This window comes from Mesorhizobium sp. P3_B5, assembly GCF_056402815.1.
The window spans coordinates 280,656-306,533 of the sequence record NZ_JBFUGR010000002.1 but is presented as its reverse complement, the minus strand read 5'-3'; the positions used below and the strand labels follow the sequence as shown (position 1 = coordinate 306,533).

General features: G+C 63.1%; 25 protein-coding genes and 1 riboswitch. Of the genes, 15 read left to right on the top strand and 10 right to left on the bottom strand.

All coding sequences use genetic code 11. The features are described from left to right. Positions 1–207: 207 nt before the first annotated feature. The 3 genes from AC1DVW_RS06460 to AC1DVW_RS06450 are packed head-to-tail and all read left to right on the top strand — an operon-like array spanning position 208 to position 2,841. The gene (locus AC1DVW_RS06460; protein ID WP_477321953.1) at positions 208–774 is read left to right on the top strand and encodes a sigma-70 family RNA polymerase sigma factor; all 567 of its coding nucleotides are present in this window, start codon (positions 208–210) and stop codon (positions 772–774) included. After that, positions 771–1,439 (top strand): anti-sigma factor, encoded by a 669-nt coding sequence (locus AC1DVW_RS06455; protein ID WP_477321951.1) that lies wholly within the window; start codon positions 771–773, stop codon positions 1,437–1,439. Before AC1DVW_RS06460 ends, AC1DVW_RS06455 begins: the two co-directional genes overlap by 4 nt. Then, positions 1,429–2,841, top strand: coding sequence for a S8 family serine peptidase (locus AC1DVW_RS06450; protein WP_477321950.1), 1,413 nt, complete (start codon positions 1,429–1,431; stop codon positions 2,839–2,841). The genes AC1DVW_RS06455 and AC1DVW_RS06450 overlap by 11 nt, the downstream gene beginning before the upstream one ends. A gap of 46 nt (positions 2,842–2,887) precedes the next feature. Here the strand turns inward: AC1DVW_RS06450 and AC1DVW_RS06445 are convergent, their stop codons facing one another. From AC1DVW_RS06445 to AC1DVW_RS06435, 3 genes are all read right to left on the bottom strand, one after another. Further along, entirely contained in the window at positions 2,888–4,234 is a 1,347-nt protein-coding gene (locus AC1DVW_RS06445; protein ID WP_477321948.1) for an NAD(P)/FAD-dependent oxidoreductase, read from the bottom strand. Positions 4,235–4,323: 89 nt separating this feature from the next. Continuing rightward, on the bottom strand, positions 4,324–5,346 hold the full coding sequence (locus tag AC1DVW_RS06440; RefSeq protein ID WP_477240952.1) for a LacI family DNA-binding transcriptional regulator: 1,023 nt from the start codon (positions 5,344–5,346) through the stop codon (positions 4,324–4,326). Between the two features lie 16 nt (positions 5,347–5,362). Further along, positions 5,363–5,638, bottom strand: coding sequence for a hypothetical protein (locus AC1DVW_RS06435; RefSeq protein WP_477321946.1), 276 nt, complete (start codon positions 5,636–5,638; stop codon positions 5,363–5,365). 69 nt (positions 5,639–5,707) lie between these two features. On the opposite strand from AC1DVW_RS06435, the gene AC1DVW_RS06430 reads away from it, so the two are divergent. The 5 genes from AC1DVW_RS06430 to AC1DVW_RS06410 all read left to right on the top strand — a co-directional run bounded on the left by AC1DVW_RS06430 (position 5,708) and on the right by AC1DVW_RS06410 (position 12,285). Continuing rightward, positions 5,708–7,063 (top strand): ABC transporter substrate-binding protein, encoded by a 1,356-nt coding sequence (locus tag AC1DVW_RS06430; protein WP_477321944.1) that lies wholly within the window; start codon positions 5,708–5,710, stop codon positions 7,061–7,063. Positions 7,064–7,302: 239 nt separating this feature from the next. Continuing rightward, on the top strand, positions 7,303–8,316 hold the full coding sequence (locus AC1DVW_RS06425) for a carbohydrate ABC transporter permease (RefSeq protein ID WP_477321942.1): 1,014 nt from the start codon (positions 7,303–7,305) through the stop codon (positions 8,314–8,316). Position 8,317: 1 nt separating this feature from the next. After that, complete coding sequence (locus tag AC1DVW_RS06420; RefSeq protein WP_477321940.1) at positions 8,318–9,472, top strand: carbohydrate ABC transporter permease; 1,155 nt, start codon at positions 8,318–8,320, stop codon at positions 9,470–9,472. A 4-nt stretch (positions 9,473–9,476) separates the two neighbouring features. Beyond that, positions 9,477–11,141, top strand: coding sequence for a beta-galactosidase BglA (gene bglA, locus AC1DVW_RS06415; RefSeq protein ID WP_477275894.1), 1,665 nt, complete (start codon positions 9,477–9,479; stop codon positions 11,139–11,141). A gap of 31 nt (positions 11,142–11,172) precedes the next feature. Then, entirely contained in the window at positions 11,173–12,285 is a 1,113-nt protein-coding gene (locus AC1DVW_RS06410) for an ABC transporter ATP-binding protein (protein WP_477321938.1), read from the top strand. A 78-nt stretch (positions 12,286–12,363) separates the two neighbouring features. Here AC1DVW_RS06410 and AC1DVW_RS06405 read toward each other — a convergent pair whose 3' ends face one another. Together AC1DVW_RS06405 and AC1DVW_RS06400 are read right to left on the bottom strand one after the other, a co-directional pair. Further along, positions 12,364–12,600: a DUF680 domain-containing protein gene (locus AC1DVW_RS06405; protein WP_477321936.1), complete on the bottom strand. Its 237-nt coding sequence runs from the start codon at positions 12,598–12,600 to the stop codon at positions 12,364–12,366. A 59-nt stretch (positions 12,601–12,659) separates the two neighbouring features. After that, positions 12,660–12,860, bottom strand: coding sequence for a DUF680 domain-containing protein (locus AC1DVW_RS06400; RefSeq protein WP_477321934.1), 201 nt, complete (start codon positions 12,858–12,860; stop codon positions 12,660–12,662). A gap of 507 nt (positions 12,861–13,367) precedes the next feature. After that, positions 13,368–13,569, top strand: a riboswitch (cobalamin riboswitch). A 116-nt stretch (positions 13,570–13,685) separates the two neighbouring features. Between AC1DVW_RS06400 and AC1DVW_RS06395 the strand changes: the two genes are divergently transcribed. The 7 genes from AC1DVW_RS06395 to AC1DVW_RS06365 all read left to right on the top strand — a co-directional run bounded on the left by AC1DVW_RS06395 (position 13,686) and on the right by AC1DVW_RS06365 (position 20,629). Next, entirely contained in the window at positions 13,686–14,933 is a 1,248-nt protein-coding gene (locus AC1DVW_RS06395; RefSeq protein WP_477321932.1) for an aromatic ring-hydroxylating oxygenase subunit alpha, read from the top strand. A 23-nt stretch (positions 14,934–14,956) separates the two neighbouring features. After that, complete coding sequence (locus AC1DVW_RS06390) at positions 14,957–16,051, top strand: FAD-binding oxidoreductase (RefSeq protein ID WP_477321930.1); 1,095 nt, start codon at positions 14,957–14,959, stop codon at positions 16,049–16,051. 159 nt (positions 16,052–16,210) lie between these two features. Then, positions 16,211–16,639 (top strand): PqqD family protein, encoded by a 429-nt coding sequence (locus AC1DVW_RS06385; RefSeq protein ID WP_477321928.1) that lies wholly within the window; start codon positions 16,211–16,213, stop codon positions 16,637–16,639. Positions 16,640–16,681: 42 nt separating this feature from the next. After that, positions 16,682–17,731, top strand: a complete 1,050-nt coding sequence (locus tag AC1DVW_RS06380) for a serine kinase (protein WP_477321926.1) — start codon at positions 16,682–16,684, stop codon at positions 17,729–17,731. Next, positions 17,728–18,480 (top strand): glycosyltransferase family 2 protein, encoded by a 753-nt coding sequence (locus tag AC1DVW_RS06375; protein ID WP_477322638.1) that lies wholly within the window; start codon positions 17,728–17,730, stop codon positions 18,478–18,480. Before AC1DVW_RS06380 ends, AC1DVW_RS06375 begins: the two co-directional genes overlap by 4 nt. Beyond that, positions 18,480–19,157: a glycosyltransferase family 2 protein gene (locus AC1DVW_RS06370; protein WP_477321924.1), complete on the top strand. Its 678-nt coding sequence runs from the start codon at positions 18,480–18,482 to the stop codon at positions 19,155–19,157. The genes AC1DVW_RS06375 and AC1DVW_RS06370 overlap by 1 nt, the downstream gene beginning before the upstream one ends. Beyond that, on the top strand, positions 19,157–20,629 hold the full coding sequence (locus AC1DVW_RS06365; protein ID WP_477321922.1) for a nucleotidyltransferase family protein: 1,473 nt from the start codon (positions 19,157–19,159) through the stop codon (positions 20,627–20,629). The genes AC1DVW_RS06370 and AC1DVW_RS06365 overlap by 1 nt, the downstream gene beginning before the upstream one ends. 20 nt (positions 20,630–20,649) lie before the next feature. Here the strand turns inward: AC1DVW_RS06365 and AC1DVW_RS06360 are convergent, their stop codons facing one another. The 5 genes from AC1DVW_RS06360 to AC1DVW_RS06340 all read right to left on the bottom strand — a co-directional run bounded on the left by AC1DVW_RS06360 (position 20,650) and on the right by AC1DVW_RS06340 (position 25,791). Next, entirely contained in the window at positions 20,650–21,396 is a 747-nt protein-coding gene (locus tag AC1DVW_RS06360; protein WP_477321920.1) for a ferredoxin reductase, read from the bottom strand. Next, the gene (locus AC1DVW_RS06355) at positions 21,393–22,004 is read right to left on the bottom strand and encodes a molybdopterin-dependent oxidoreductase (protein ID WP_477321918.1); all 612 of its coding nucleotides are present in this window, start codon (positions 22,002–22,004) and stop codon (positions 21,393–21,395) included. The genes AC1DVW_RS06360 and AC1DVW_RS06355 overlap by 4 nt, the downstream gene beginning before the upstream one ends. 134 nt (positions 22,005–22,138) lie before the next feature. Then, on the bottom strand, positions 22,139–23,680 hold the full coding sequence (locus AC1DVW_RS06350; protein ID WP_477321916.1) for a DegQ family serine endoprotease: 1,542 nt from the start codon (positions 23,678–23,680) through the stop codon (positions 22,139–22,141). A gap of 195 nt (positions 23,681–23,875) precedes the next feature. Next, positions 23,876–24,625, bottom strand: coding sequence for an MBL fold metallo-hydrolase (locus AC1DVW_RS06345; RefSeq protein ID WP_477321914.1), 750 nt, complete (start codon positions 24,623–24,625; stop codon positions 23,876–23,878). Further along, complete coding sequence (locus AC1DVW_RS06340) at positions 24,625–25,791, bottom strand: diphosphate--fructose-6-phosphate 1-phosphotransferase (RefSeq protein WP_477321913.1); 1,167 nt, start codon at positions 25,789–25,791, stop codon at positions 24,625–24,627. Before AC1DVW_RS06340 ends, AC1DVW_RS06345 begins: the two co-directional genes overlap by 1 nt. Positions 25,792–25,878: the final 87 nt, after the last annotated feature.

Below are 25,878 nucleotides of genomic sequence, written 5' to 3'. Positions count from 1 at the left end.
TCTTCGGCGTAGCGATCCGTCCAGCACCCCTCATCCGTCTCGGCGCTGCGCGCCGATCCACCTTCTCCCACAGGGGGAGAAGGAAAGAGGGGCTCTGGCAACCTCCCCGCTCTTCGGTTAGCCTCCCGAAAATTCCTTGGCGGAAGGATGAACCTTTTTGGATCGATCGGCGACAGAGCAGACAGGAGCCAGGCGGCTCGACCGGCCATGACGGCAGCGACGGAGACCGATCGCGCGCTTGTCGACCGGGTCGCGAAGGGCGACCGTGCCGCTGTTCGGCTCCTGTTCATGCGCCACCACGCGCGGGTCTACCGCTTCGTGGCGCGCCAGACGGGATCGGAAATGATGGCTGACGATATCGCAAACGAGGTCTTTCTCGAGCTCTGGCGCCAGGCCCCTGGCTTCGAGGGCCGCTCGGAAGTCTCGACTTGGCTGCTCGGCATCGCCCGCTTCAAGGCGCTGTCCCTGCTGCGCAAGAAAAAGGAAGACTGGATCGACGACGATGACGCGGCGCAGGTTCCCGACAGCGCCGACACGCCGGAAGTCGCCACCATGAAGGAAAACAAGGGCGCTGCCTTGCGGCGCTTTGTCGATGCCTTGCCGGAAGAACATCGGGTGGTGATCGACCTTGCCTACTATCATGGGCAGTCGGTGACCGAGATCGGCGAGGTGCTCAGCATTCCGGTGGCCACGGTCAAGACCAGGATGTTCTACGCCCGCAAGAAACTCGGCGAAGCCCTCAAGGCCGCCGGTTACGACAGGGGGTGGCCATGAGCGCCGCTGAAAAAATGTCGCGCCGCGACGAAATGGAAACACTACTGCCGTTCTACCTGAACGGTTCGCTGGAAGGGTCGGAACTCGAAGCCATCGAGGAATGGCTGGCGAGCGACCCGGCGGCGCTTGCCGCACTGGGCGAGGCCGAGGCCGAGTTCTCCGGCACGACGGCCGCCAACGAGATGATCCGGCCGCCGACCGATGCGCTCAGCCGCTTCGCCAAGGCGCTCGACGCCGAGGCCGGTCCGGCACGCGCGGCACAAGGTTCGTCCTGGCTGGCGCAGGCCTGGGGCCGCTTCATGGCGGTGCCGATCGGCGTCGCCTGGGCCGCGGCGGCGGTGCTACTTGCCCTGGTCATGGTGCAGTCTTTTGTGCAGCCCGGCGGCAAGGGTGGCGATTTCGAGATTGCCGGCGCCGAGGACGATCTGGCGAAACTGCCCTTCGCGCTGGTCAAGTTCAAGCCGGAGGCGAAGATGTCCGACATCGCCGTCTTTCTCGACCAGAACGGGCTGAAGATTGCTGGCGGGCCGACCGCCTCGGGCGTCTTCCGCATTGCCATCCCGGCCAAGACTGGAGCAGACTACACCAAGCTCGTCGGCCTTATTGCCGCCCAGCCTTTTGCGGAAACTGTGCTCGAGGGAAGGAAACCGGTTGATGGCGGCTAAGGCGGTCATTCGATGTGCGGCACTTCTTGCTGCGGCGATGACAATCGTCGCCGCGCCTGCCTTTGCGCAGACCAATGATCCGAACCTCAGCCAGACAGAAATCGACTGCCTCAACGGCAAAAATGCAGCCGGCGGCGATTGCGCCAAGGATGGCGGAACGCCCGGCGGTGCGACCCAGGCCGGTGCCGTCTTTCTACCAGAGCTGATCGTCGACCTGTTCCCCAATCCAGCGGAGGCTCCAACAGCGCCGCCAGCCCCACCGGCCGATGCGCCGGCGACACCGGCCGCGCCGGCCGGGCCGATCGTTGCCCCGGCCGATCTGGTGGCGACCGAGCCGCCGCGGGCCGTCATTGGTGACTTCGTGCCCGACGAGGTGCTGGTGACGGTCGATGGCGACGCCGGCGTCGTCCAGCAGATCGCCACCGCTTTTGGCCTCCAGGTGCGCTCACAGCGCCAGTCGCGACTGCTCGGCACCACACTGGTGCGCTTCGGCATTCCCAATGGCCGCCCGGTGGGCGTCGTGCTGGCGCAGCTTGCCGCCGATGGCCGCACCCAGCGGCGCGAGCCCAACCATGTCTATTCGCTGCAGCAGGCGGCCAGCATCGTCAACTATGCCTTCGATCGCATCGCCCTCGATGAGAAACAGGCGAGCGGTGAGAATGTGCGCATCGCCGTCATCGACACCGGCATCGACGACACCAACCCGGCGCTGTCCGGCGTCATCGCCGAACAGTTCGACGCCATGCCCGACGTGCCAGTCGAGAAGCGTGACCACGGCACCTCGATAGACGGGCTGATCGCCGGCGTCGGTGCGCTGCAAGGCATGGCGCCGGGAGCCAAGATCTACCACGCCCGCGCCTTCGAAGGCGGCAAGTCGACGATGGACGTGATCCTGGCCGCGCTCGACTGGGCGGCGGACCAGGACGTGCGCATCATCAATATGAGCTTCGTCGGGCCCAAGAACGATTTGCTCGGCATCGCCTGCCGCAATGCGAGGGCGCTTGGCATCGTGCTGGTCGCCGCCGCAGGCAATAACGGGCCGAAGGCGCCCTACGGCTATCCGGCCGCCTTCGACGGCGTCATTGCGGTGACCGCCACCGACGCCAAGGACGGGCTGATGCCGCAGGCCAATCGCGGCGCCTATGTCTTCATCTCGGCGCCCGGCGTCGAGATGGTGGCGCCGAGCGGCGCCGGCTCGGATGTCGTCACTGGCACCTCGTTTGCCGCAGCCATCGTCAGCGGCGCCGTCGCCAATCTGATCCATGCCGCGCCCGACCGCTCGGCCGACGAGATCGAGAAGGCGCTGGCTGAAACCGCCAGGGATCTCGGCCCTAAGGGCAGAGACAATGATTTCGGCTATGGGCTGCTGGATACCAAGGCGGCGGAAGTGGCGAAGAAGTGAGCCCGGGCGACATGCGCCGAAATTCCGTCGACTTCGCGCGACCAGTTCAGAGGCTCGGGCCTAACCGAACAGGGCTCCCGTCATAGAAGCGTGACAGTCGAAAGCGGCTGAGGTCGTGCCCGGTCTCGTTTCCCTGCATCATATCGGCAACGACGCGACCGATTCCAGGCCCGATACCGAAGCCGTGACCACTCATTCCGGTCGCGACGAAAAGACCGCCGACTGCCTGTACGTGATCCACAACCGGGACGACGTCGGGCATGGCGTCTATCATGCCGCCCCAGCTGGTTTTTAGGCGAACCCTCTCGAATTGCGGAAAAAGACGTTTGAATCTGCGTTCAATCGAACGCAGACGGGCCGGTTCAGGAGCCGGGCTGAGCACTCGCATTCTCTCAAAAGGGCTCCGCGAATCCGGCGCCCAATCGCGCGGCGTCGACCATGCATCGGGGTAGCCTGAGGGCGCGAGCGGGAAATAGCGTGTTCCCAGCGGATTGTCCCTGAGGGCGGGAAGATATTTGGTGGCGTGCCGGAAGGCGTCAGGTCCCAGGTAATGCAGATGGCTGCCGCCTGCAGCGAGTGTGTAGCCGCCATCCTGCCGGCGCCTGAAAGCGATGCGTTCGTCAGTCGCCGCACCTGCATAGATTTCAGGCAGGGGTTCCGTTGCGGCTACGGTTACCCTGACGCTGAGTTGGGGGATGGAGACGCCGTGTCTTCGAAGGAAGAGGGACGACCAGGCGCCGCCTGCGACCAGTACGCTGGAGGTCTCGATGTATCCCGCCTCGGTCCACACGCCCTTGATCCTGCCGCCTGAGATTTCGAGGGTCCGCGCTGCGCAATTCTCTACGATTCTCGCACCCTTTCTGACGGCAAGCCGAGCAAGCGCAGGCACTGCCAGCCAAGGCTCCGCGCGCATATCGGAGGGTGTCGTCATCGCGCCCTTGAACTTGCGCGACATGCCTTTGATGAGCTTCGCGGTTTCATCTGTGTCCAGGAGGTGCGTGTCGAGTTCATGGATCGCGGCGATCTTCATGAACTGTTCGAAGCCGGCCATGTCCTTGTCGGAGTTCGCCAGGTAGGTCACGCCGGTCTGGGTCAGCCCAATGTCTTCGCCGCATTCTTCAGCCAGTTGCCGCCACAGGCGAATAGCCTCAATGACGACAGGCAGTTCATCCGCGTCTCGTCCCTGCTTTCTGATCCAGCCCCAGTTTCGCGACGACTGTTCGGCCGCAACGCGTCCCTTTTCCAGCAGCGTCACCGGAATGTTGCGCTGCGCAAGGAAGAGAGCTGTGGTCACGCCGATAATACCGCCACCAACGATGACCACCTCCGACCTCTTCGGCGGTGGGCCAGGATGCTGGATTGGATCCGTTTCGGAGAACGAGAATGTGGGCAAAGGGCGCACCCTGGAGGACTGGCTGATGGCTCTGGCTATCTGGTTGCCACCCTGCAAAAGCCAAAGCAAGGGCGGGTACAGGCAGATCCCTAAACCGGCGCTCCTGCAACCGAGCCCCTGACCACCAGGTCAACCGGCCAGACCTCGCCGCGAGCCCCTTCTTCCAGGCCGGAGATGCGCGCCGCGAGCCGCTCGGCGACGCGCGCGCCGGCGAGCCGGATCGACGAGCGCGTCGTCGACAGCGGCACGGAGAAATTCTCCGGCTTGAGCCACGGAAAAACGTCGTCATGGGCGATCAGCGACAGATCGCCGGGAATGGTCAGGCCGAGATCACGCACCGCGCGCACGACACCGAGCGCCATGATCAGGCTGGAGCAGGCGATTGCCGTCGGCGCGTCACCCTGTTCGAGCAGTCGCCTGGCGGCGCGATAGCCATTCTCCTCGGTCATGGCGAGCGAACAGACATGGCGCTCGCCGAGCGTCAGCCCACTGGCCGCCAGCGCCCGGCGCACGCCGCGCTCGCGATGGATGGCGAAGGTCTCGCGGTCGTCGCCGTTGATCAGCGCCAGCCGCCGGTGTCCGAGCTGGATAAGCAGCCGTGCCGCCTCGTGAAAGGCGCCCTCATTGTCGATGTCGGTGAAGGGATAGTCGAAATCGAAGCCGTCGCTGCGGCCATGGACGATGAAAGGGATGCCAAGCGTGTTGACCAGCGCCACCCGCCGGTCGGTCGGGCGGGGTGAGGAGATGTAGACGGCGTCGACCTGCCGGTTGGCGACGATACGCCGATAGGTGGTCTCCTGGTCATCGGCATCGGCGGGTGACAGCACCAGGTCCAGCTCGTGCGAGCGGGCGTAGTCGCCGAGGCCGGACAGGAATTCGACGAAATGTGGATCGATATCGACGGCCGTGCCGGTGGGCAAGACATAGCCGATCATGCCGGTCTTGCCGGTCGCCAGCCGACGCGCGCTCGGGTTCGGGCGGTAGCCATGGCGCTTGGCGGCATCCATCACCCGCCGGCGCGTTTCCTCGTTGACCTCAGGGTAGCCGTTCAGCGCGCGGCTTACCGTGGTCTGCGATAGCGCCAGCATATGGGCGAGCTGTTTGAGGTTCACAGGAGGCCTCCAAGCCTCAAAGCGCTTTTAAATTGAATCGATCTAGGCGCCATGGACAGCGCAACCAAGCGTGCCGACCATAAGCACCGTTTCGGCGGGTTTGAAGTAAAATTTGCTGTTGCACTGCCATAAAAGCATGCTGCGCTGCACTTTCACTGGCTTTCACTGCAAAAATTAAATCGATTAGCTTTTCGCCCTCTTGACTTCCGACCGATTCAATGGCGTGATCAAAAAAGCCAAAGCGCTTTGGAAGACTCTGCGGAAGGTTGCGGTTCCTTTCCGACTGAGTCACAGTCCTGCAGCGTCGGCGGACGGAATGGAGGTTCCGTCCGGGTGTTTGTGACCACTGGGAGGAATACCAATGAAGAAAATGCTTCTGCTGGGCGCCGCGTTTGCTACGCTCGCCCTGAGCGCACCGGCGCAAGCCGAACTGAAGTTCAAGCCGGGCGAAGACCCCCGCTTCAACTGGGCGAATTTCGAAGAGCTCAAGAAAGTCGACCTCAAGGGCGAGACGCTGACGATCTTCGGACCATGGCGCGGCGAGGACGAGGGCCTCATCCGCACCGTTCTCGACTATTTCTCGGAAGCCACCGGCGCCGAGATCAAGTACTCCTCGTCGGAGAACTACGAACAGCAGATCGTCATCGACACGCAGGCCGGCAGCCCGCCCAACATCGCCGTGCTGCCGCAGCCGGGCCTGATCCAGGATCTGGCATCGAAGGGCCTGTTGACGCCGCTCGGCGACGACACCGCCAAATGGGTCAAGGACAATTACGGCGCCGGCCAATCGTGGGTCGACCTCGGCACCTTCAAGGACAAGGACGGCAAGCCCGGTTTCTTTGCCTTCCCCTACAAGGCCGACGTGAAATCGCTGGTCTGGTACTCGCCGGACAATTTCGAGGAAGCCGGCTACAAGGTTCCGAAGACGCAGGAAGAACTGGCCGATCTCGAGAAGAAGATCATCGCCGATGGCGGCACGCCGTGGTGCATCGGGCTCGGTTCGGGCGGCGCCACCGGCTGGCCGGCGACCGACTGGGTCGAAGACATCATGCTGCGCACGCAGACACCCGACGTCTACGACAAGTGGGTGAAGAACGAAATTCCGTTCAACGATCCGGCCGTTGTCAACGCCATCGACATTTTCGGCAAGATCGCCACCGACGACAAGATGGTCGATGGCGGCGCCAAGGCGGTTGCCGCGACCGATTTCCGCGACAGCCCGAAGGGCCTCTTCTCGGTGCCGCCGAAATGCTATCTGCATCACCAGGCGTCGTTCATCCCGACCTTCTTCCCGGAAGGCACGAAAGTCGGACAGGACGCGGACTTCTTCTACTTCCCGCCCTACGCCTCCAAGCCTGAGCTCGGCACGCCTGTGCTTGGCGCCGGCACGCTGGCCATGATCACGAAAGATAGCAAGAGTGCCCGCGCGTTCATCGAATTCCTGAAGATGCCGCTCGCCCATGAGATCTGGATGGCCCAGGGCGGTTTCGTGACGCCGCTGAAGTCGGTCAACAAGGACGCTTATGCCAGCGACGCGCTAAGGAAGCAGGGCGAGATCCTCGCCAATGCCTCGACCTTCCGCTTCGACGGCTCGGACCTGATGCCCGGCAAGATCGGCGCCGGCGCCTTCTGGACCGGCATGATCGACCTGGTCGGCGGCAAGTCCGCCCAGGATGTCGCCACCGACATCCAGAAGAGCTGGGACGCGATCAAGTAGGCAGCCCCTTATCCGGCTGGACGTTCGTTTGACTACCCGATCCGGGCCATCGAGGCCCGGATCCGACCGGCGGCCCGTTCCGCGGCGATTGTCATGAGCACATAGACATTCCGGCATGAAGCGCGATCGGCAAAGGGGGGACCCGCTTTGCCTGGCGATTGCGCTCTGAACAACTGAATCCGCGCATCTCACAGCCAAGGGCGTTCGACTTTGGCCGATGCTGCGCAGGGGAGGAACCCATGGCGGCTCAGATCTTCTCGGCCATATTCGTCATCATCGTCGGCGTCGGCGGTTGCGTCGCCTATTTCTGGGGCGCCAACAAGCTGGTGGACATCATCTTCCCGTCGCGCGGCGTTGCCGGTGCGGCGGCCATCGACAATCTGCGCCGGCAAGGGCTGGTACGGCCATGGTTGTTTGTCGGCCCGGCCATGATCATCCTGACCATTTATCTGATCTACCCGGTGGTGGCGACGCTCTGGCTGTCCTTCTTCGACCGCGGCGGCGAGCATTTTGTCGGCTTTGCCAATTATGAATGGGCGTTCGGCGACCGCGAATTCCGCAACTCGATCCTCAACAACATCATCTGGCTGGCGGTCGTGCCGGCCGCCTGCACCTTCCTCGGGCTGATCATCGCCGTGCTCACCGACAAGATCTGGTGGGGCACGATCGCCAAGAGCCTGATCTTCCTGCCGCTGGCGATCTCCTTCGTCGGCGCCAGCGTGATCTGGAAATTCATCTACGAATATCGTGGCGAAGGTCAGGTGCAGATCGGTCTGCTCAATTCCATCATCCAGTATTTCGGCGGCCAGCCGCAGGTGTGGATATCGCTGCCGTTCTGGAACAATTTCTTCCTGATGATCATCCTGATCTGGATCCAGACCGGCTTTGCCATGGTCATCCTGTCGTCTGCCTTGCGCGGCATACCCGAGGAAACGCTGGAGGCCGCGGTCATCGACGGCGCCAACCCGTTCCAGATCTTCTGGAAGATCATGGTGCCGCAGATCTGGGGCACCATCGCCGTCGTCTGGACCACCATCACCATCCTGGTGCTGAAGGTGTTCGACATCGTGCTGACCATGACCAACGGGCAGTGGAACAGCCAGGTGCTGGCCAATCTGATGTTCGACTGGATGTTCCGCGGCGGCGGCGATTTCGGCCGCGGCGCCACCATCGCCATCATCATCATGATCGCGGTCATTCCGATCATGGTCTGGAACATTCGCCAGGCGAACAAAGAGACGGGAGGGCATTGAGATGGCCGTCGCAACGGGAAAATCCTTTGCCAGCCGCTTCGGCGTCCACATCGCCGTCCTGATCTTCGTCGCGATCTGGACTGTGCCGACGCTCGGCATTCTGGTCTCGTCGCTGCGCGACAAGGACCAGATCATCGCCTCGGGCTGGTGGAACTCGTTCTCCAGTTCCACCCAGACGGAAGCCGGCCGGTTGCCGCCGGCCTCGGGGCAGGTCGAAAAGGACGGCAAGTTCGTGCTTGCCGGCAACATCTTCGGCGAAGGTGCCGCCCGCAACATCAGCGCCTTCGGCGTCAAGTCGGCCGCACCGACGCAATACCCGGCCGGCACGACAGCCGATCTCGGTGACGGCGTGAGCTTGCAGGTCAATGCCGACGGCACGTTCGTTATGTCCTCGCCCAAGGCTTTCGAGGGTGACCGCGGCCAACGCGTCTACTACGCCTCGTCGGCGCCGCCGAAATTCACCACCGACAACTACAAGACGGTGCTGTTTTCGGAAGGCATCGGCCGCTCGTTCATAAACTCGCTGACTGTCACCATTCCGGCGACCGTCATCCCGATCCTGATCGCGGCTTTCGCTGCCTATGCGCTGGCCTGGATGCGGTTTCCTGGCCGCGCGCTGCTGATTGCGGTGATCATCGGCCTGCTGGTCGTACCGCTGCAGATGTCGCTGATCCCGCTGTTGAAAATCTACAACGGAGTCGGCCTGTTCTTCGGCGTGCCGTCGAAAACCTATCTCGGCATCTGGCTGGCGCACACCGGCTTCGGCCTGCCCTTCGCGATCTACCTGCTTAGAAGCTACATTGCCGGCCTGCCGCGCGAAATCATGGAATCGGCGCGCATCGACGGCGCCAGCGACTTCGAGATTTTCGTCAAGATCGTCTTGCCGCTGTCGTTCCCGGTGCTGGCCTCCTTCGCCATCTTCCAGTTCCTCTGGGTATGGAACGATCTGTTGGTCGCGATGGTTTTCCTGGGTACCGAGGCGGACCAGATCGTGCTGACCGCCAAGCTCAATGCGTTGCTCGGCTCACGCGGTGGTGATTGGGAAATCCTGACGACATCGGCTTTCGTGACCATCATCGTGCCGCTGATCGTGTTCTTCTCGCTGCAGCGCTATTTCGTCCGCGGTCTGCTTGCAGGCTCGGTGAAAGGAGGCTGAGACCATGCAATCCGCTTTGAAGGCGACCTCGAAGCCCGATCTCGCTGTCGATCGAGACTGGTGGCGCGGCGCGGTGATCTACCAGATCTATCCGCGCAGCTATCAGGACTCGAACGGCGACGGCATCGGCGACCTCAAGGGCATCATCGGCAGGCTGCCCTATATCGCCTCGCTCGGCGTCGATGCCATCTGGATCTCGCCTTTCTTCAAGTCGCCGATGAAGGATTTCGGCTACGACGTGTCGGATTATTGCGACGTCGACCCGATGTTCGGCACGCTGGCCGACTTCGACGCCCTGACCGCCGAGGCGCACAGGCTTGGCCTCAAGGTGATGATCGACGAAGTGCTGTCGCATACCGCAGACAATCATCCGTGGTTCAAGGAAAGCCGCTCAAGCCGCACCAATGCCAAGGCCGACTGGTATGTCTGGGCCGACGCCAGGCCCGACGGCACGCCACCCAACAACTGGCTGTCGATTTTCGGCGGCTCGGCCTGGCAGTGGGACACCAGTCGCCAGCAATATTATCTGCATAATTTCCTGGCCGAGCAGCCCGATCTCAACTTCCACAGCCGTGCCGTCCAGGACGCGCTGCTCGAGGTCACCCGCTTCTGGCTGGAGCGCGGCGTCGACGGCTTCCGCCTCGACACCATCAACTTCTACTTCCACAGCCAGGGGCTGGAAAACAATCCGCCGCTGCCGCCGGAAGAGCGCAACGACCAGACCGCTCCTGCGGTCAACCCCTACAACTACCAGGACCATCTCTACGACAAGAGCCGCCCGGAAAACCTCGCTTTCCTCGAACGCTTCCGCGCGCTTCTCGACGAATATCCGGCAACCGCCGCGGTCGGCGAGGTCGGCGATTCGCAGCGCGGCCTGGAAGTTGTGGCGGCCTACACCGCGGGCGGGAAGCGCGTGCACATGTGCTATTCGTTCGATTTCCTGGCGCCCGAAAAGATCAGCGCGGCAAAGGTGCGCTCGGTGCTGGAATCCTTCGGCAAGGTCGCCAGCGATGGCTGGTCGTGTTGGGCTTTCTCCAATCATGACGTGATGCGCCCGGCGTCGCGCTGGGCCGCCGGCGAGGCCGACGAGACCGCCTATCTCAAGGTCATCTCGGCGCTGCTGATGTCGCTGCGCGGCTCGGTCTGCCTCTATCAGGGCGAAGAGCTCGGGCTCGGCGAAGCCGAGCTGCAATTCGAGGATCTGCAGGACCCTTACGGCATCCGCTTCTGGCCGGAGTTCAAGGGCCGCGATGGCTGCCGCACACCGATGGTGTGGGATGCCACGGCCAAGAATGCCGGCTTCTCCTCGGCAAAGCCCTGGTTGCCGGTGCCGGGAAAACACCTTTCGCAAGCGGTCAACGTGCAGCAGGGCGACGACAGCTCGCTGCTCGAGCACTACCGGCGCTTTCTGGCTTTCCGCCGTCTGCATCCGGCGCTGGCCAAGGGCGATATCGAGTTCATCGAAAGCGAGGGCGACACGGTTGCCTTCACGCGGCGCGAAGGCAACGAGCAGATCGTCTGCGTCTTCAATCTCGGCGCAGGGCTGGCCAACATCGATCTCGGCGGCCGCGCGCTGCAGCCATTACCGGGGCACGGGTTTTCAGGACAGACTGGCGCCGGCTCTATCCGTCTTGGCGGCTACGGCGCCTGGTTCGGGCGTATCGACTGAATTTGCTAGAAGAATTCACTGGGAGGAAATCATGGCCGATGTCACGCTAAGACAAGTGAAAAAATCATATGGCAATCTGCACATTCTGCACGGCATCGATCTCGACATAAAGTCGGGCGAGTTCATCGTCTTCGTCGGCCCTTCGGGTTGCGGCAAGTCGACCTTGCTGCGGTCCATCGCCGGATTGGAGGAAATCACCTCCGGCGAGCTCAAGATCGCCGGCGAGGTGGTCAACGACGTGCCGCCGTCGAAGCGGGGCATCGCCATGGTGTTCCAGTCCTACGCGCTCTACCCGCACATGACCGTCTACGACAACATGGCGTTCTCGATGAAGATCGGCAAAGAGAACAAGGCCGAGATAGACCGGCGCGTGCGCCAGGCGGCGGAAATCCTGCAGCTGACCAAATATCTCGACCGCTTGCCCAAGGCGATGTCGGGCGGCCAGCGCCAGCGCGTCGCCATCGGCCGCGCGATCGTGCGCAATCCAAAAGTGTTCCTGTTCGACGAGCCGCTGTCCAACCTTGATGCGGCACTGCGCGTCGCCACCCGCATCGAGATCGCCAAGCTCAAGGAATCGATGCCTAACACGACGATGATCTACGTCACCCATGACCAGGTCGAGGCGATGACGCTAGCCGACCGCATCGTGGTGCTCAAGGAAGGTCATATCGAGCAGGTCGGCACGCCAATGGACCTCTACAAGAAACCGGGCAATCTGTTCGTTGCCCAGTTTATCGGTTCGCCGGCCATGAACATCCTGCCGGCGACGATCGAAACAACCGGCAATTCGACTGTCGTCAGCCATGTCGGCGGCCGCAAGGCGACAGTGCCAATCACCACGCCGACTTCAGCGAAGGGCGCTGCGGTGAGCTTCGGTGTTCGGCCGGAGGATCTGGTGGTCTCCACCGGCGCCGATTATCTTTTCGAGGGCAAGGTGGACTATGTCGAGCAGCTCGGCGAGGTTCAGCTCATCTATGTCGACATCGGCCGCGCCGACCTGCCGCTGGTGACCAAGCTGCCCGGCAATGTCGAGGTCAAGCGCGGGGCGACGCTGCGGCTGAGCGCCGATGGCGGTGACCTGCATATCTTCGATGCAGACGGACATTCCTTCGCACTGCACAAGCCGGAAGCAAAGGCGGCTTGAGGCCGACCGGTCCGTATCAACAAAAAAGAGCGGCGGGCCTGGCCCGCCGCTCTTTTTTCTGGAGATCGACTTCGGCTTTTAGCGGCCGAAGAGGTTCCGGTCGCTGCCCTGAGGGGCCGACTTCTGGACGTCACCCGACGAGTTCAGCAGCTTGTAAACCGGCGAGCCGGTGTCGCGTACCGAAGACGTCTTTGTGTTGTCGACGTTGACGGTCGCCTGCTTGCTGATGTCGGTCCCGCCAACGCTGTCGTTGTGGGCATAGGCGCTGCCGGCGGCAATCATGAGGGCGGCGGCGGCAAGAACAATCTTCTTCATTTTAAGTCTCCTGAATTTTCGTATTCCAGCAAGCGGCAATGCATTTTGCCGGGATCGGCTTAGTTGTGACCGAAGAGGTTACGGTCGCTGCCCTGAACGACGGGCTGCTTGTCAGCCGGAGCCGACTTCTGAATGGAAGCGGTGTACGAGCTGTCGACAGCCGGGACGGCCTGGTTGGCGCCGAAGTGGTCGCTACCATTGGCGAAGGCGCTGCCGGTGATGGCCAGAACGGCGACGGCAGTGAGAACAATCTTTTTCATTTTTAGTACTCCAGTATCTTAGTTCATCAGTCCGTCTAGCGGCGTGTCTTGGAAGGAATTCGCATCGTTCGGACAGCCCCGATGTGGGTGAGGCCAGCGCCTGTTTCCAATCACGAAGTTGTTCCGCGTGGACCATGGCTCTGCACCTTGAAATTGTACCAGAGCCTCCTACACTTTCTATTTTAGTGAATATTTTCAATTCGTTATGCTGTGCCGCCCGTGAGCCAGCTGACGAATTGGCAAACCAGCGTTCACACCGTCCTGCACGCTCTGTCAACAGAAACGAACCGTTCGGTTCGATTTTAGAAACTGCTAATAGTCACTTTTCGAAACCGTTAACTGTTTTTAGCGCCGCCGCAGGTCGAATCCGATGCGCGAAGCGGGCGGGTCACGGCCGGTGAAAGGCTGGGTTCGCGTCACAAATCCTGGCCGGTGCATTTCGCCTATGGTGTCGCGCTGCATGGATGCGATGTCGCTTTCATGCCGATGGCGCGGCCGCTGTCGTGATTAGATGATGGCATCTCAGGTGCCGCTTCGTGACGATGAAGCGGAGAATTGGGAAGCCGGTCAAAACCCGGCGCTGCCCCCGCAACGGTGGTGGAGTTCAAGTCGCAACGGGAGACCACTGGGCCACAGGCCTGGGAAGGTGTCGCGACCGTCCGCAAGGACACTCCAGAGCCCGGAAACCAGCCCGAAATAGCTAGACTCGACTGATCGCGGTGGGCGGTCAAGAGGTGGATGGTGCATGCCGGCCTTGTCGCCGGATTGCGATCGGTCTTTCCTCCATCACCACCAAGTTCAGTCCTTTGAAGATGAGGACAGGACATGGATGCGCGCAACGACATGCTGAGGCTCTTGCACAGCCGTAGGGACGGCTACTCGCTCGAGCAGCCCTTCTATACCGATCCCGACTACTTCAAGCTCGACATGGAGCTGATCTGGTATCGCGACTGGCTGTTCATCGGTCATGATTGCGAACTGCCGAAGCCGGGCAGCTACATCACCGCCCAGGTCGGCGACTATCCGGTGGTGCTGGTCCGCGACCAGCAAGGCAAGATCAACGCGTTTCACAATTCCTGCCGCCATCGCGGCAGCCGCGTCTGCAACGCAGAGAAAGGCACTGCGGCCAAGCTCGTCTGCCCCTATCACCAGTGGACCTACGAACTGGACGGCAGGCTTTTGTTCGCAAGGCAGATGGCCGAGGGTTTCGACAAGAGCCAGTTCAGCCTGAAGCCGGTGGCGTGCGAAAGTGTCGGCGGCTACATCTTCATCTGCCTGGCCAGGGAGCCGGCGGACTTCGCGCCGATGCGCGCCATGATCGAGCCTTATCTGTTGCCGCACCGGCTGCGCGAGGCAAAGGTCGCCTTCGAATCGACCATCGTCGAGAAGGGCAACTGGAAGCTGGTCTGGGAGAACAACCGCGAGTGCTATCACTGCGCCGGCAACCATCCGGAACTGTGCAAGACTTTCCCGGAAGCACCGACCGTCACCGGCGTGCAGGGTGCCGACAGCGACCCGGAAATGCTGGCGCACTGGGCGAAATGCGAGGCGGCGGGCCTGCCGAGCAAGTTCCGCATCGATACCGCCGGACAGTTTCGCGCCACCCGCGCGCCGCTGCTGCGCGATGCCGTCAGCTATACGATGAACGGCAAGCGCGCGGTGAAGAAGAACCTTTCCGACAGCGTTTCGGCCGACCGCATCGGCACCTTGATGCACTACCACTACCCGACGACCTGGAACCACATCCTCATCGACCACGCCGTTACCTTCCGCGTGCTGCCGATCAGCGCCACGGAGACGGCGGTGACGACGAAATGGCTGGTCCACAAGGATGCGGTCGAAGGCGTCGACTACGACCTTGCCGAGCTCACCCATGTCTGGACCGAGACCAACGACCAGGACCGGCGCATCGTCGAGGAGAACGCCTTCGGCATCCTGTCGCCGGCCTATGAGCCTGGCCCCTATTCGGAGTTGCATGAGGGCGGCGTGATCCAGTTCGTCGACTGGTATGCCCGCTTCATCGGACCGCGCCTTGCCGAGGGCGGCCGGCCCGCGCTGCGCAGCGTTGCCTGAGAAAGGGTGAAGGGATGAATGCGATGACGGACCTCGGGCTCTACCGCCATCTCGACGAGATGGCGCCCTGGAACGACAGGCTGCAGGTGTTGGAAGTGATCGGCGTCAGCGACGAGGCGCCGGAGGTGAAGACCTTCACCTTCCGCTCCGACAACCAGACATGGTTTCGCTACAAGCCGGGACAGTTCGTGACGCTGGAACTGCCGACCACTGAGGGCCCTTTGATGCGGACCTATACGCTGTCGTCGTCGCCGTCGCGGCCGTTCTCGATCGCGGTGACGGTGAAAGCCCAGGCCGGCAGCATCGGCACGCGCTGGATGTTCGATCATCTGAAGCCCGGCGTTCACGTGAAGGCCTATGGGCCGGCGGGCGACTTTTCGCTGCACAGCCACCCGGCGGCCAAATACCTGTTCATTTCGGCCGGCTCCGGCGTGACGCCGATGATGTCGATGCTGCGCTGGCTGAACGACTGCGCGCCATGGACCGATGTCGGCTTCGTCAACTGCGCGCGGCGGCCCGAGGAGATCATCTTCCGCAAGGAACTCGAACTGCTGGGAAGCCGCATGCCGGGCCTGTCGCTCGGCTTCATGATCGAGGAGCGCTCCAGCCGTGAGGGTTGGTTCGGTCATATGGGGCGGATCGACGCGATCCGGCTGCCGCTGCTGGCGCCGGACTTCCGCGAGCGCGAAATCTTCTGCTGCGGCCCGGACCCGTTCATGCGCGCGGTGCGGCAGATGCTGGAGGCCTCCGGCTTCGACATGGCCTATTACCACCAGGAGAGTTTTGCGGCTCCCGCTGTGGAAGAAGTCCCGGCTCCGTTCACATCGCCGGCTGGGATCGAAGTGCCTGCCGACACTGTTACGCCGGTTCGCTTCTCGCTTTCGGATGTCGACGCCGAATGCGTTGCCGGCCAGACCGTGCTGCAGACGGCGCGCGCTTCTGGTGTGAGAATCCCTGCAGCGTGCGAGTTCGGCCTGTGCGGAACCTGCAAGGTGAAGAAGGTTTCAGGCGAGGTCGAGATGAGCCACAATGGCGGCATTCTCGATCACGAGATCGATGACGGCTTTATCCTTGCCTGTTGCTCGCGGCCGCTGTCGGCGCTCGAGATCGAGGCCTGACAGGACCGCGGATTGGCCGCTTGCCTTTGCATGCCGGCCTGACCCTGGCCGGCGCTCCGTCTTGCCAAAGAACGGCCAAGTGGCTAGACGCTTTTCCAGGGCAAGGCGAACCGCAGCGACCGGTGATCGCTTCCGGGCAGCCTGGTGTGGGGACGTTTGATGGAGCAATTGGTCTACGCGGTCGCAAGCAAGGACATCGTTTTCGAGTCCTTTGACGGCGAAGCCGTAGTCCTCGATCTTTCGAACGGGAAATATTTCGGCTTCTCCGATTCGGGCAGCGGGGTCTGGCAGGCGCTGTCGTCCGGTGTTGGCGCCCACGCACTGGTCGGACAAGCGGCTGGCGGGGCCACAATAAAGTCAGCCGAGCTCGACCGCTTCATTTCCCAACTGCTCGAATTCGGCTTGCTCGTGCGTGCGGCCGATGCAGCCGCGCAACCCATCTCGGGCTCCCTGCTGGCCCAACTCGCCGGCAGCAGCGAGCCGCTCAAGGTCGACATCCATGACGACCTTGCCGATCTCATTCTTGTCGACCCGATCCACGAGGTCGAGGAACCTCTCGGTTGGCCGGCGGTCAAGCCGGCGCCCTGAAACCACCCAAGTAGCCCGGTCGGGCAACGCTGGAAGTCAGCCATGCCAGGCGTCACCCTTCAAACCCTGACCGACTATGCCCGTCACGTGCTGGCGGCGGCGGAAAGCGCGGCTGAGCGCTATCCGGTCACCACCACGGTCCGCTTGCCGCGGCTGGACCTGACGGCGCATCTCAGCCCCGGCGCCTTGGCCGAAGCTGTCGGCCATGGCCTCGTCCCTGCTCCCGACGACCAGCCGAGCGTGGGCGACTGCCGCATTTTCGTCGCCGATCCTGATGTTGAGGGCATCCCCGCCCCGGCGACATGGGGCCAAGCCGACTACACGCATCACGCCTTCGCCACGCAGCTGGCCGAAGCCGGATTGCGCGGCAGCTATTTCCATGACCTGGATTTCTGGCAGTTCTACGATCCCGAACGTCGCGTCGGCGCACAGCTGATGAGGTCCGCCGATGGGTTTCCGCCCTGGGAGCAAGGGGCGCCGCTGCGCGCCTTCCTGCATTGGGAGTATGCCGCGCGCGGCATGCGGCTTACCCATGCCGGTACGCTGGGCATTGGCGGCAAGGGCATGCTGTTCGCCGGCGCGGGTGGGGCGGGAAAATCGGGAACGGTTGTCGCCGGACTGCTCAACGGGCTCGACAGCGTCGGCGACGACTATGTGCTGATCGATACCGACAATGGGGTGACTGCCCACCCCTTGTTTGCCACGCTCAAGCAGGACCCGGAAGGTTTCCGGCGGCTGCAGCTCGAACGAAGGTTGAAGTCGCACGGTCCGCTGAACTGGCAAGGCAAGTATCCGTTTCACATCGATGACATCGCGGTCCGGCCAGTACCTGCAAGTCTGGACATCGTCGCGCTGGTGGTGCCACATATCAGCGGTGGTGAGACAAGCTCGATCATGCCGGTGTCGCGCAAGGACGCCATGATTGCGCTGGCGCCATCCGGAATCGCACAGATGCCGGGCGAACGGGAAAGCGGCTTTCGCTTTTTTGGCGAACTGACACGCCAGCTGCCGTGCTATCGCCTGTCGCTGGGGACACGGCCCGAGGAAATCGCCGGCACGATTTCGGCGTTTCTCGCACGAGGCATTTTATGAAACTCAGCGTAATCGTGCCTGCCTACAACCGCGAGCGCTACGTCGTTTCGGCATTGCGGTCGCTGCTCAGGCAACGCGACGCCGCCGATCTCGATATTATCGTCATCGATGACGGCTCAACCGATGGCACGGCCGAGGCGGTGCGCGCCATAATGGATGAGACTTCGTGCATCCGCCTTTTCCAGCAAGCCAATGGTGGTGTCACCAAAGCACGCAATGCCGGCCTCAGGCAGCTTCTGCCGGAAACGGAGCTTGTGTCATTTCTCGATTCGGACGACATCTCGCCCGCCGGGCGTTTCAAGGCCGACCTTGCCTGCTTCGAAACCGATCCAGGTCTCGAACTGAGCTATTCGCGCATGACACTGGTTGATCTCATAGACGACGAGACACTTGAACCGGCAACCGAAAGCCACTGCGTGACCGTTCGCGGGATTCATCTGTCGGCGGGGATTTTTGCTCGCCAGTTTGTGGAACGCATCGGCAGTTTCGACGAGGACTTCAACCAGGCTGAAGACACCGACTATCTGCTGCGTGCCTTTGAAAGCAGTCCAAGATACATTATGCCCGATACCGTGGCTCTCTACTACAGGCGTCATCCCGGCAATATGACAAGGGAGGCCGATGTCCCCCTTCGCGAGTTCATGCGCGCCATCCTCAAATCGATGAAGCGTCGCAAGGCCGACCCCTCCTTGCGTCCGATCGAAGGGATTTTCGATTTCAAAGAGCTCGCGCAGTGGCGCTTCATGTGATGAGCGGTTATGGCGTCGTCATCCCGGCCTTCAACGCGGCAGCCACCATTGCCGAGACGCTGAGATCGATCACGGCCCAGACAGTGCAGGCCGAAACCATCGTCGTTGTCGACGACGGCTCCACCGACGACACCGTGGCGGTGATCGAGGCGCTGAAGCTGCCGGTGCGGCTTTTGCGCCAGGAAAACGCCGGCCCCGGCAGCGCCACGACAAGAGGCATCGCAGCGCTGTCGACCCCCTTCGTGGCGACGCTTGATGCGGATGATCTGTGGTTGCCGACCAAGATTGAAAGACAGCTTGCGCATCTGAACCGGCTCCCAGGGACATCGGGCGTTTTCACGCACTGGCGTACCTTTCGTGACGATAGGCCCGAAGTGCCGGAAGTCACCTCTGTGGCGGGCTGGTCGCGGACCACAATGCTGATCCGCCGGGAGGTCGCCGATGCCGTCGGGCCGATTGTCGACCCGCAAGGGGGGCGTGGCGAGATGATCGATTGGATCGCTCGGGCGCGCGAGGCAGGTTTCGTTCTCGACATGTTGGATGAGGTGCTGGCGCTCAGGCGTATCCGACCAGGCAGCCTGTCCTATGGCCGCGATTCCACTCGAGACCGCGGCTATCTCGAAGTCGCGCGGCTCGCCATGCAGCGCCGGGCGCGTAACAAGGCGGTTCCCGATTGATGGCCAGGTCAGTCCGCCATATCGGCCGCCGGTTTCCGGACTATGGCTGGTCCTGGCCGACCGGCAAGCTCGACCAGTTGCTCAAGGCAGCCCTGCTTCCCGACGCGGAAGCGGCCTGCCAGCACGCGGCGCGCTGGCTCGACGAGAACGATATCGATCTCGTCTCCTTTCGCGAGCACCGGCTGCTGGCAGCGATTTCCGACAGGTTCGGCCGAAAACTCGCGGCCCATCCCGCCTATCCACGCCTTGTCGGCCTGCAAAAGATGCTGTGGACGAAATCGCGCATGGCAATGCGCGAGGCCGAACCGGCGCTGCAGGCAATGGTGGAGGCCGGCTGCGCCGTCATGCTGATCAAGGGCGCCAGCCGCATCGCCGTCAACGCCTCGGCGCAGCGCGGCCGGGTGGCGCATGACATCGACATCTTGGTGCGTCTACAGGACATGACCGCTGCTTTCGACGTGCTGCGCGAGCGTGACTGGCAGATCGCCACCGGCGTCAGCCCGCACTATCTCAGGACCCGGCTGGCGTCCGTGCGCTCGATGAACTTCTTCAAGGGCAGTTTCGGCGACATCGACCTGCACCAGCTTGCCTATGACGGGTCGCAGCAAAGCACGGAAGACGATCTGGCGATCTGGCAGCGGGCGGTCGCGGCCGAATTCAGCGGCGTCAGCGTCTTTGTTCCGTCGCCGGCCGATCGCATGGCGCTGGCCATCGGTCATGGCGGCCTCGATGCCCACACCCACAGCGACTGGCTGGTTGACTGCGCCGTGGCCATCCATGGTGGCGCGGTCGACTGGGGGGTGTTTAACGACATCCTTGCCAGGCGTGGTCTTGCCGTTGCCGCGGCGGTGGCACTCTCCTATCTGGCGCTCGAGATCGGCATTGCGGTGCCTGAGACAGTTCTTGCAGGAACAGTTGATATGGCCGATCGCGCCGGCCTGTCGCGATGGTCCTCGGTGCTGCAAGCCAAACCGCGCACGGATTTCGGCGGCCTCGTCTGGCTGTCGCGCGGGTTCGCCAAGCAGTTGCGACTGAAACGCAAGCAAGGCCGGCTGCAGCAATCGGCGCCGGACGTCGTCTGGCGCGGCAAGACGACCAAGCGCAAGGTCGAGCCGACACCGACCCCTTACGTGCTGTCGCAGACCATCCCCTGTCCGGATAGGACCGGAGAGATGGTCCTGGATGTGACCGTCAGGATCGCCGTTCCCCCGGTGCGGCGGCGCATCGAGATGGAAATCAATGCCGCCGGCCGGCATGTCGCGCGCTTGCGCTCGCTGGTCATCAGCCGCGCCGGCGGGCAAAGAGTGCTGCACTTTCGCGGCAAGGTGACGCTGGACGAGACGCGGCAGGCGCTGGTGCTCGAGGCACGACCGTCCCGCCAGTTCCGCACATGGGACGATCAAGCTGCCGTCGCCAGCTATGGCGCACTGCCCTTCCAGTTGCTCTCGGCAAAGTTCTCACCACTCGGCTGAAACCGTCCCGCAAGACGCCCTCAGACCCCGTAGCGTTCGGTGCGAATGAGCCCTGCCGGAACGTCGGCGTCGATCAACGCCTGGGCAGCGGCGGAGACGAAGGCATTCGAGCCGCAGACGAAAGCGAGCTTTGGCGGCTCGGGCAGCCGCACTATCGATTGCATCATCATGGCGGCATCGATGCGCCGCGAATAATCCGCCGGCCTGCGGGCGGCCTCGCGCGTCAGCGTCAGCACCAGGTCGAACCCATCGCGCCGATCATCTAGGCCGATCAGCTCGTCGCGGAAGATCACCTCGTCCCAGACCCGCACCGAAAACACCAGCGCGACCGGCGCTGCCGACTTCAACGCACCGCGATGGCGCACCATTGCCATCAGCGGCACCACGCCCGAACCGCCGCCGACCAGCAGGATGGGGCCGCCCTCGCTGTCGGACCAGACGAAGTGACCGCCGAGCGGTCCGCGCAACTCGATCTCGTCGCCGACCGCCGCCACCTCGTGAAAGAACGGCGAGACCTCGCCGTCGTCGAGCTTTTCGATCGCCAGCTCGATTGTCGCGCCGGCTTCCGGTGCGGAGGCGATGGAGTAGGAGCGGCGCGCCTGATAGCCGTCGGGCGCCGTCAGCCTGACATCGACATGCTGTCCGGCCCGATAGGCGAAGGGCCGAGACAACAGGAAGAAGAAACTGGTGACGCGCGGCGTGCGCTTTTCGATGCGGGTGATTTTTGCCGTCTGCCAGGGCGATTGCACTGCTGCTGCATCGCTCATGGGTCGTTCGTGTAGCGCTGCTCGCGCCACGGGTCGCCATAGATGTGGTAGCCGCGCAATTCCCAGAAGCCCGGCTCGTCACGTTCGTTGAACTGCAGCCCGTTCAGCCATTTGGCCGATTTCCAGAAATAGAGATGCGGCACCAGCAGCCGCGCCGGGCCGCCATGGTCGGCGGTGATCGGCTTGCCTTCATAGAGCAGCGCCACCATCGCCTTGCCGACCGTGAGATCGGCAGTCGGCACATTGGTGGTGTAGCCGTCGAAGCCATGCGCCAGCGTGAAGCCGGTCGGCGGCTCGATGCCGGCGTCGGCAAGAATGTCGTCGACCAGCACGCCTTGCCACGGCGTGTCGAACTTGGTCCATGCGGTCACGCAATGGATGTCGCGCGTCATCTTGGTCAAAGGCAGCGTGTTGAACTCGGCCCAGTTCCATTTCTTGATCGGGCGCGGCCCATGCTTCAGCGTGAACGACCAGTCCTCGGTACGCACGCGTGGCGTCGGCCCGGCCGACAGGACCGGAAAGCCTTGTTCGAGATACTGGCCCGGCGGAATGCGCGCGTCCGCATCCGTCGGGGGCTTTCGCCCGGAAGAGAAGCCGCGAGTGACCATCGGGACAATCCGTTTGCGCTACGGCCGAAATCGACCGCAACCAGTCTTCTCGAAGATTTCCCGGCGGGCAACAGGAATCTTGGGCTATCCGACAGGCTCGCCGCCGATGCGGCAAGCCTGTCGGACTTCATGCCTCAGCCGGCAGCGAAGGGCACGGCCACGAATATCTGTGCGTCGCCGCGATCGACGAGCAGCAGCACGGATTTCCTCCCCGACTTGCCGGCCTGCGCGATCGCCTGATTTGCCTGTCTCGCGTTCTTAACCGGGGTCTGGTCGACGCCGACAATGACGTCCCCTGGCTGGAGGCCGGCAGCAGAGGCCGCCTTGTCCGGGTTGACGCGCTCGACCAGAGCGCCGCGCTGGTTGTCCTGCAGGTTCAGTTGCTCGCGAACATCCGGCGTGAGGTCGGTGAGGCCAAGGCCGAGTGACGGCACGCGCAAAGCCTGTTCAGAGGACTTGCCGCCATTGCCTTCGGCCGAGGCGGTCTTCACATCATCGCCATTGCGCCCGACATCGGCGGAAATCTGCATGGCCTTGCCGTTGCGCCAGACATCGAGCGTTTCCCTCGCGCCTGGCGCTACGTCGGCGACGGTACGCGACAGGTCTTTCGGTTCCTTTATCTCCTGACCGGCAAAGCCGGTGATGACGTCGCCGGTCTGGATGCCAGCCTTGGCCGCCGGCGATCCGTCGGTGACCTCGGAAACCAGCGCCCCGGCGGGATGGTCGAGGCCGATAGCACTGGCGACGTCCGGCGTCACCTCCTGGATTTGTACCCCGAGATAGCCGTATTCGATATTGCCGCCCTTCATCAGCTTGGCGACCACTTTTTGCGCCTGGTCGGACGGGATGGCGAAGCCGACCCCAACGCTACCGCCATTGGGCGAATAGATCGCCGTGTTGATGCCGACGACATTACCGCTGACATCCACCAACGGACCGCCGGAATTGCCATGATTTATCGGCGCGTCGATCTGGATGAAATCGTCGAATGGGCCGCTGTGCAGGTCGCGGCCGCGCGCCGAGACGATACCTGATGTGACCGTGGTGCCGATGCCGAACGGATTACCGAAAGCCAGCACCTGGTCGCCCGGCATGAGCTTGTCGGAATCGCCCCATTTGACGGTCGGCAAGGCCTTGTCGGATTTCACCTTGAGCACGGCGAGATCGTTCTTGGTGTCGCGACCGACCAGCTTGGCGGGAAGTTCGGTGCCGTCGTCGAGCGTCACCTTGATCGAGGTGGCGCCATCGATGACGTGGTTGTTGGTAACGATGGTGCCGTCGGCGCCAACAATGAAACCGGAACCCAGCGCCTCGGCGCGCTGCGACTGTTGCTGCGGCGGGGCCTTGGGCCCGGGGATGCCCTGATCGCCGAAGAACTGGCGAAAATAGTCGTCGAAGGGCGAGCCGCCGTCGAAAGGATAGTCCTCGCTCATGCCCTGTGGCTGCGCCTTCACGACGGTGGTGACGGTGACTACCGCCGGCTTGTCGGTGGCCACGATCGGGGCGAAGGAGCCGTTCGGAGCCGCTATGCCGGCGACAGGCGTCTGGGTTGTCGGAACGGCATTGCTCGCGCCCATGTTGTTCGCACTCTGAGCGAAAGACACGACAAAGGGGGATATGATCAGCGCAGCGCCCAGCAAGGCCGCGACGCGATGTCTGCTAAGGATATCTGACATGGTCGTTTGTCCGGGCGAGAGTTGATCCGGCGCCGCAGCCTCCCGGGAGCAGGCCATCGGCGTGTCGACGGTCGGGTTTCCCTGTCTCGCCTGGCCTGGGCAGCCAACCGGATCGACAACCAGCATCTAGGGCGCGGATCGGACCGATTTAGGGTTTTCGAGTGACCTTACGAAGATTTAATATCCGGGAGGCCGCTAGAGACCACCCGTCCGGCGCAAATAGGCCGTGGCGATCTCGCGCATCCGCTTGCCGTCAAAACTTGGTCCGTGGCCGCCATGGCCGATGCGGATCGGCAGGTCGAGCAGCCGCTGCATCGTGCGGCGATAGGCGCCACGGTCGGAATCCGGCAGGTCGTCGATCAGTATGGAATCGTAGATGGCGTCGCCGGCGAAGAACAACCCGTCGGCCTCGTCGAACAGCGCAATCGAATCCGGGGAATGACCGGGCAGATGCAGCACGCGGAACTGCCGATCGCCGAGATCGACGACGTCGCCCTCATCGAGCGTGCGGGTCAGCGGCGCCGGCGGAATCCTGTAGTTGGCCGCCTTCCAGTCCGGCGCCGGCAGCTTGGAAACCGCGGCGTCGAGATTGTGGAACATGAAGGCGTATGTCACGGCGTCATCCATGGTGTCGAACGTCGCGGCGCTATGCTTCGGCCCCGCCCGCAACGGGAATTCGTGCAGCGAGCCGACATGGTCGAGGTGGATGTGGGTGGCGACGGCCAGCAGCGGCTTGCCGTCAGGCGTGTCGATCTCCGGCGCCAGCGGGCAGATGCCCATGCCGGTGTCGACCAGCAAGTCGACGTCGCGGCCGCGCAGATGCCAGATGTTGGAGCGCACGAAATCATGCACGAACGGCTCGGTCAGCATCGTTGTGCTGGCATCGACGACGGTCTTGCCGAACCAGTCGCCGATCACACGATCGCCGCCAAACCGGTCGGCCATCAGACGAAGGGCTTCCCGACCTTGTACTTTTCCGGCACCAGCCGCTTGAGATAGGCCATGCCGGCTTCCGACAGCTGGTTGACGTCGGGCTTCATGAAATCGTCCGGCATATGGCGGGTCTTGCCGGCGACGTTCTTAAGCGGCACCTTCTTCAGCACGGTCTTCGTGCCGTCAAATTGCAGCGCCACCGAACCGCCGCCCTGTTCGGCGACTGCGACGGCAAAGGCGCCGGCATCGAAGGCCTCCTGCGCGTCGACCGCGTTGATGGCGCCGACATAGCCGCGCGGCATGTAGCCGAGCGCATCGACTCGCGCCCGCTTGCCCGGCAATCCCTCGGCCAGCGCGCGCTCGAGCGCTGCCGGCAGGTCGCTGCCCGACAGTTTGACGTTGCCATGCGCGTCGCGCTCCAGCTTCTCCGGCGGCACCAGGCTTTCGACCAGCGCCTTGCCGTCGGCAGTGCTGACGCCTTCGGAGACGGCGACGATGCAGCGCTTGTGGCGATCAAGCGTGGCGCGCACGTCGTCGATGAAGCCGGCAGCCGAGAACGGCCGCTCCGGCACGTAGACGAGATGCGGGCCACTGTCGGGGTCAAGCTGCCATGCGGCCGCCGCGGCGGTGAGGAAGCCGGCGTGCCGGCCCATGACGATGCCGACATAGATGCCCGGCAGAGCGCGGAAATCGAGATCGACCGAGAGAAAGGCGCCGGCGACGAATTCGGCCGCGGAAATGAAGCCCGGCGTGTGGTCGTTTTCCTCGAGATCGTTGTCTATGGTTTTCGGCGCATGCACGAAAGCGATGCTTCCGCCGGCGGCGTCGGTCAGGATTTGCTGGGTGCCCGATGTGTCGTTGCCGCCGATATAGATGAAGGCATCGGCGCCGGCCTTTTTCAGGCCGTTGAGAATGACCTCGCAATAGGCGGCATCCGGCTTGTCGCGTGTCGAACCCAGCGCTGCACTCGGCGTTGCCGCGATCAGCCGCAGCCGGTCCTCCGGGATGGAAGAGAGATCGGCGTAGTTGCCGTCACGAATGCCGCGCACGCCGTGGATGGAGCCGAGAACCTTGGCGCCGGGATGCCGCTTGCGGATCTCGAGCGTGGCGCCAACCATGGTCTGGTTGATGACGGCGGTGGGGCCGCCGCCCTGCGCGATGACAAAGGTTCCTGACATTCTTCTTCTCTCCGGGATGGTGGCTTCGCAGGCACATTCGCCTGTCTTGGCGCATCACGCAACGGGAGAAACCAGAGCATGATCCCG

What these genes read in the sequence shown, in the direction of transcription:
- AC1DVW_RS06380 (WP_477321926.1), top strand. Translation starts at nt 16,682, where the DNA reads ATGCCAGGCGTCACCCTTCAAACCCTGACCGACTATGCCCGTCACGTG.
- AC1DVW_RS06460 (WP_477321953.1), top strand. Translation starts at nt 208, where the DNA reads ATGACGGCAGCGACGGAGACCGATCGCGCGCTTGTCGACCGGGTCGCG.
- AC1DVW_RS06430 (WP_477321944.1), top strand. Translation starts at nt 5,708, where the DNA reads ATGAAGAAAATGCTTCTGCTGGGCGCCGCGTTTGCTACGCTCGCCCTG.
- AC1DVW_RS06365 (WP_477321922.1), top strand. Translation starts at nt 19,157, where the DNA reads ATGGCCAGGTCAGTCCGCCATATCGGCCGCCGGTTTCCGGACTATGGC.
- bglA (WP_477275894.1), top strand. Translation starts at nt 9,477, where the DNA reads ATGCAATCCGCTTTGAAGGCGACCTCGAAGCCCGATCTCGCTGTCGAT.
- AC1DVW_RS06345 (WP_477321914.1), bottom strand. Translation starts at nt 24,625, where the DNA reads ATGGCCGACCGGTTTGGCGGCGATCGTGTGATCGGCGACTGGTTCGGC.
- AC1DVW_RS06360 (WP_477321920.1), bottom strand. Translation starts at nt 21,396, where the DNA reads ATGAGCGATGCAGCAGCAGTGCAATCGCCCTGGCAGACGGCAAAAATC.
- AC1DVW_RS06370 (WP_477321924.1), top strand. Translation starts at nt 18,480, where the DNA reads ATGAGCGGTTATGGCGTCGTCATCCCGGCCTTCAACGCGGCAGCCACC.
- AC1DVW_RS06375 (WP_477322638.1), top strand. Translation starts at nt 17,728, where the DNA reads ATGAAACTCAGCGTAATCGTGCCTGCCTACAACCGCGAGCGCTACGTC.
- AC1DVW_RS06405 (WP_477321936.1), bottom strand. Translation starts at nt 12,600, where the DNA reads ATGAAGAAGATTGTTCTTGCCGCCGCCGCCCTCATGATTGCCGCCGGC.
- AC1DVW_RS06395 (WP_477321932.1), top strand. Translation starts at nt 13,686, where the DNA reads ATGGATGCGCGCAACGACATGCTGAGGCTCTTGCACAGCCGTAGGGAC.
- AC1DVW_RS06410 (WP_477321938.1), top strand. Translation starts at nt 11,173, where the DNA reads ATGGCCGATGTCACGCTAAGACAAGTGAAAAAATCATATGGCAATCTG.
- AC1DVW_RS06425 (WP_477321942.1), top strand. Translation starts at nt 7,303, where the DNA reads ATGGCGGCTCAGATCTTCTCGGCCATATTCGTCATCATCGTCGGCGTC.
- AC1DVW_RS06400 (WP_477321934.1), bottom strand. Translation starts at nt 12,860, where the DNA reads ATGAAAAAGATTGTTCTCACTGCCGTCGCCGTTCTGGCCATCACCGGC.
- AC1DVW_RS06350 (WP_477321916.1), bottom strand. Translation starts at nt 23,680, where the DNA reads ATGTCAGATATCCTTAGCAGACATCGCGTCGCGGCCTTGCTGGGCGCT.
- AC1DVW_RS06385 (WP_477321928.1), top strand. Translation starts at nt 16,211, where the DNA reads ATGGAGCAATTGGTCTACGCGGTCGCAAGCAAGGACATCGTTTTCGAG.
- AC1DVW_RS06355 (WP_477321918.1), bottom strand. Translation starts at nt 22,004, where the DNA reads ATGGTCACTCGCGGCTTCTCTTCCGGGCGAAAGCCCCCGACGGATGCG.
- AC1DVW_RS06390 (WP_477321930.1), top strand. Translation starts at nt 14,957, where the DNA reads ATGACGGACCTCGGGCTCTACCGCCATCTCGACGAGATGGCGCCCTGG.
- AC1DVW_RS06450 (WP_477321950.1), top strand. Translation starts at nt 1,429, where the DNA reads ATGGCGGCTAAGGCGGTCATTCGATGTGCGGCACTTCTTGCTGCGGCG.
- AC1DVW_RS06340 (WP_477321913.1), bottom strand. Translation starts at nt 25,791, where the DNA reads ATGTCAGGAACCTTTGTCATCGCGCAGGGCGGCGGCCCCACCGCCGTC.
- AC1DVW_RS06455 (WP_477321951.1), top strand. Translation starts at nt 771, where the DNA reads ATGAGCGCCGCTGAAAAAATGTCGCGCCGCGACGAAATGGAAACACTA.
- AC1DVW_RS06420 (WP_477321940.1), top strand. Translation starts at nt 8,318, where the DNA reads ATGGCCGTCGCAACGGGAAAATCCTTTGCCAGCCGCTTCGGCGTCCAC.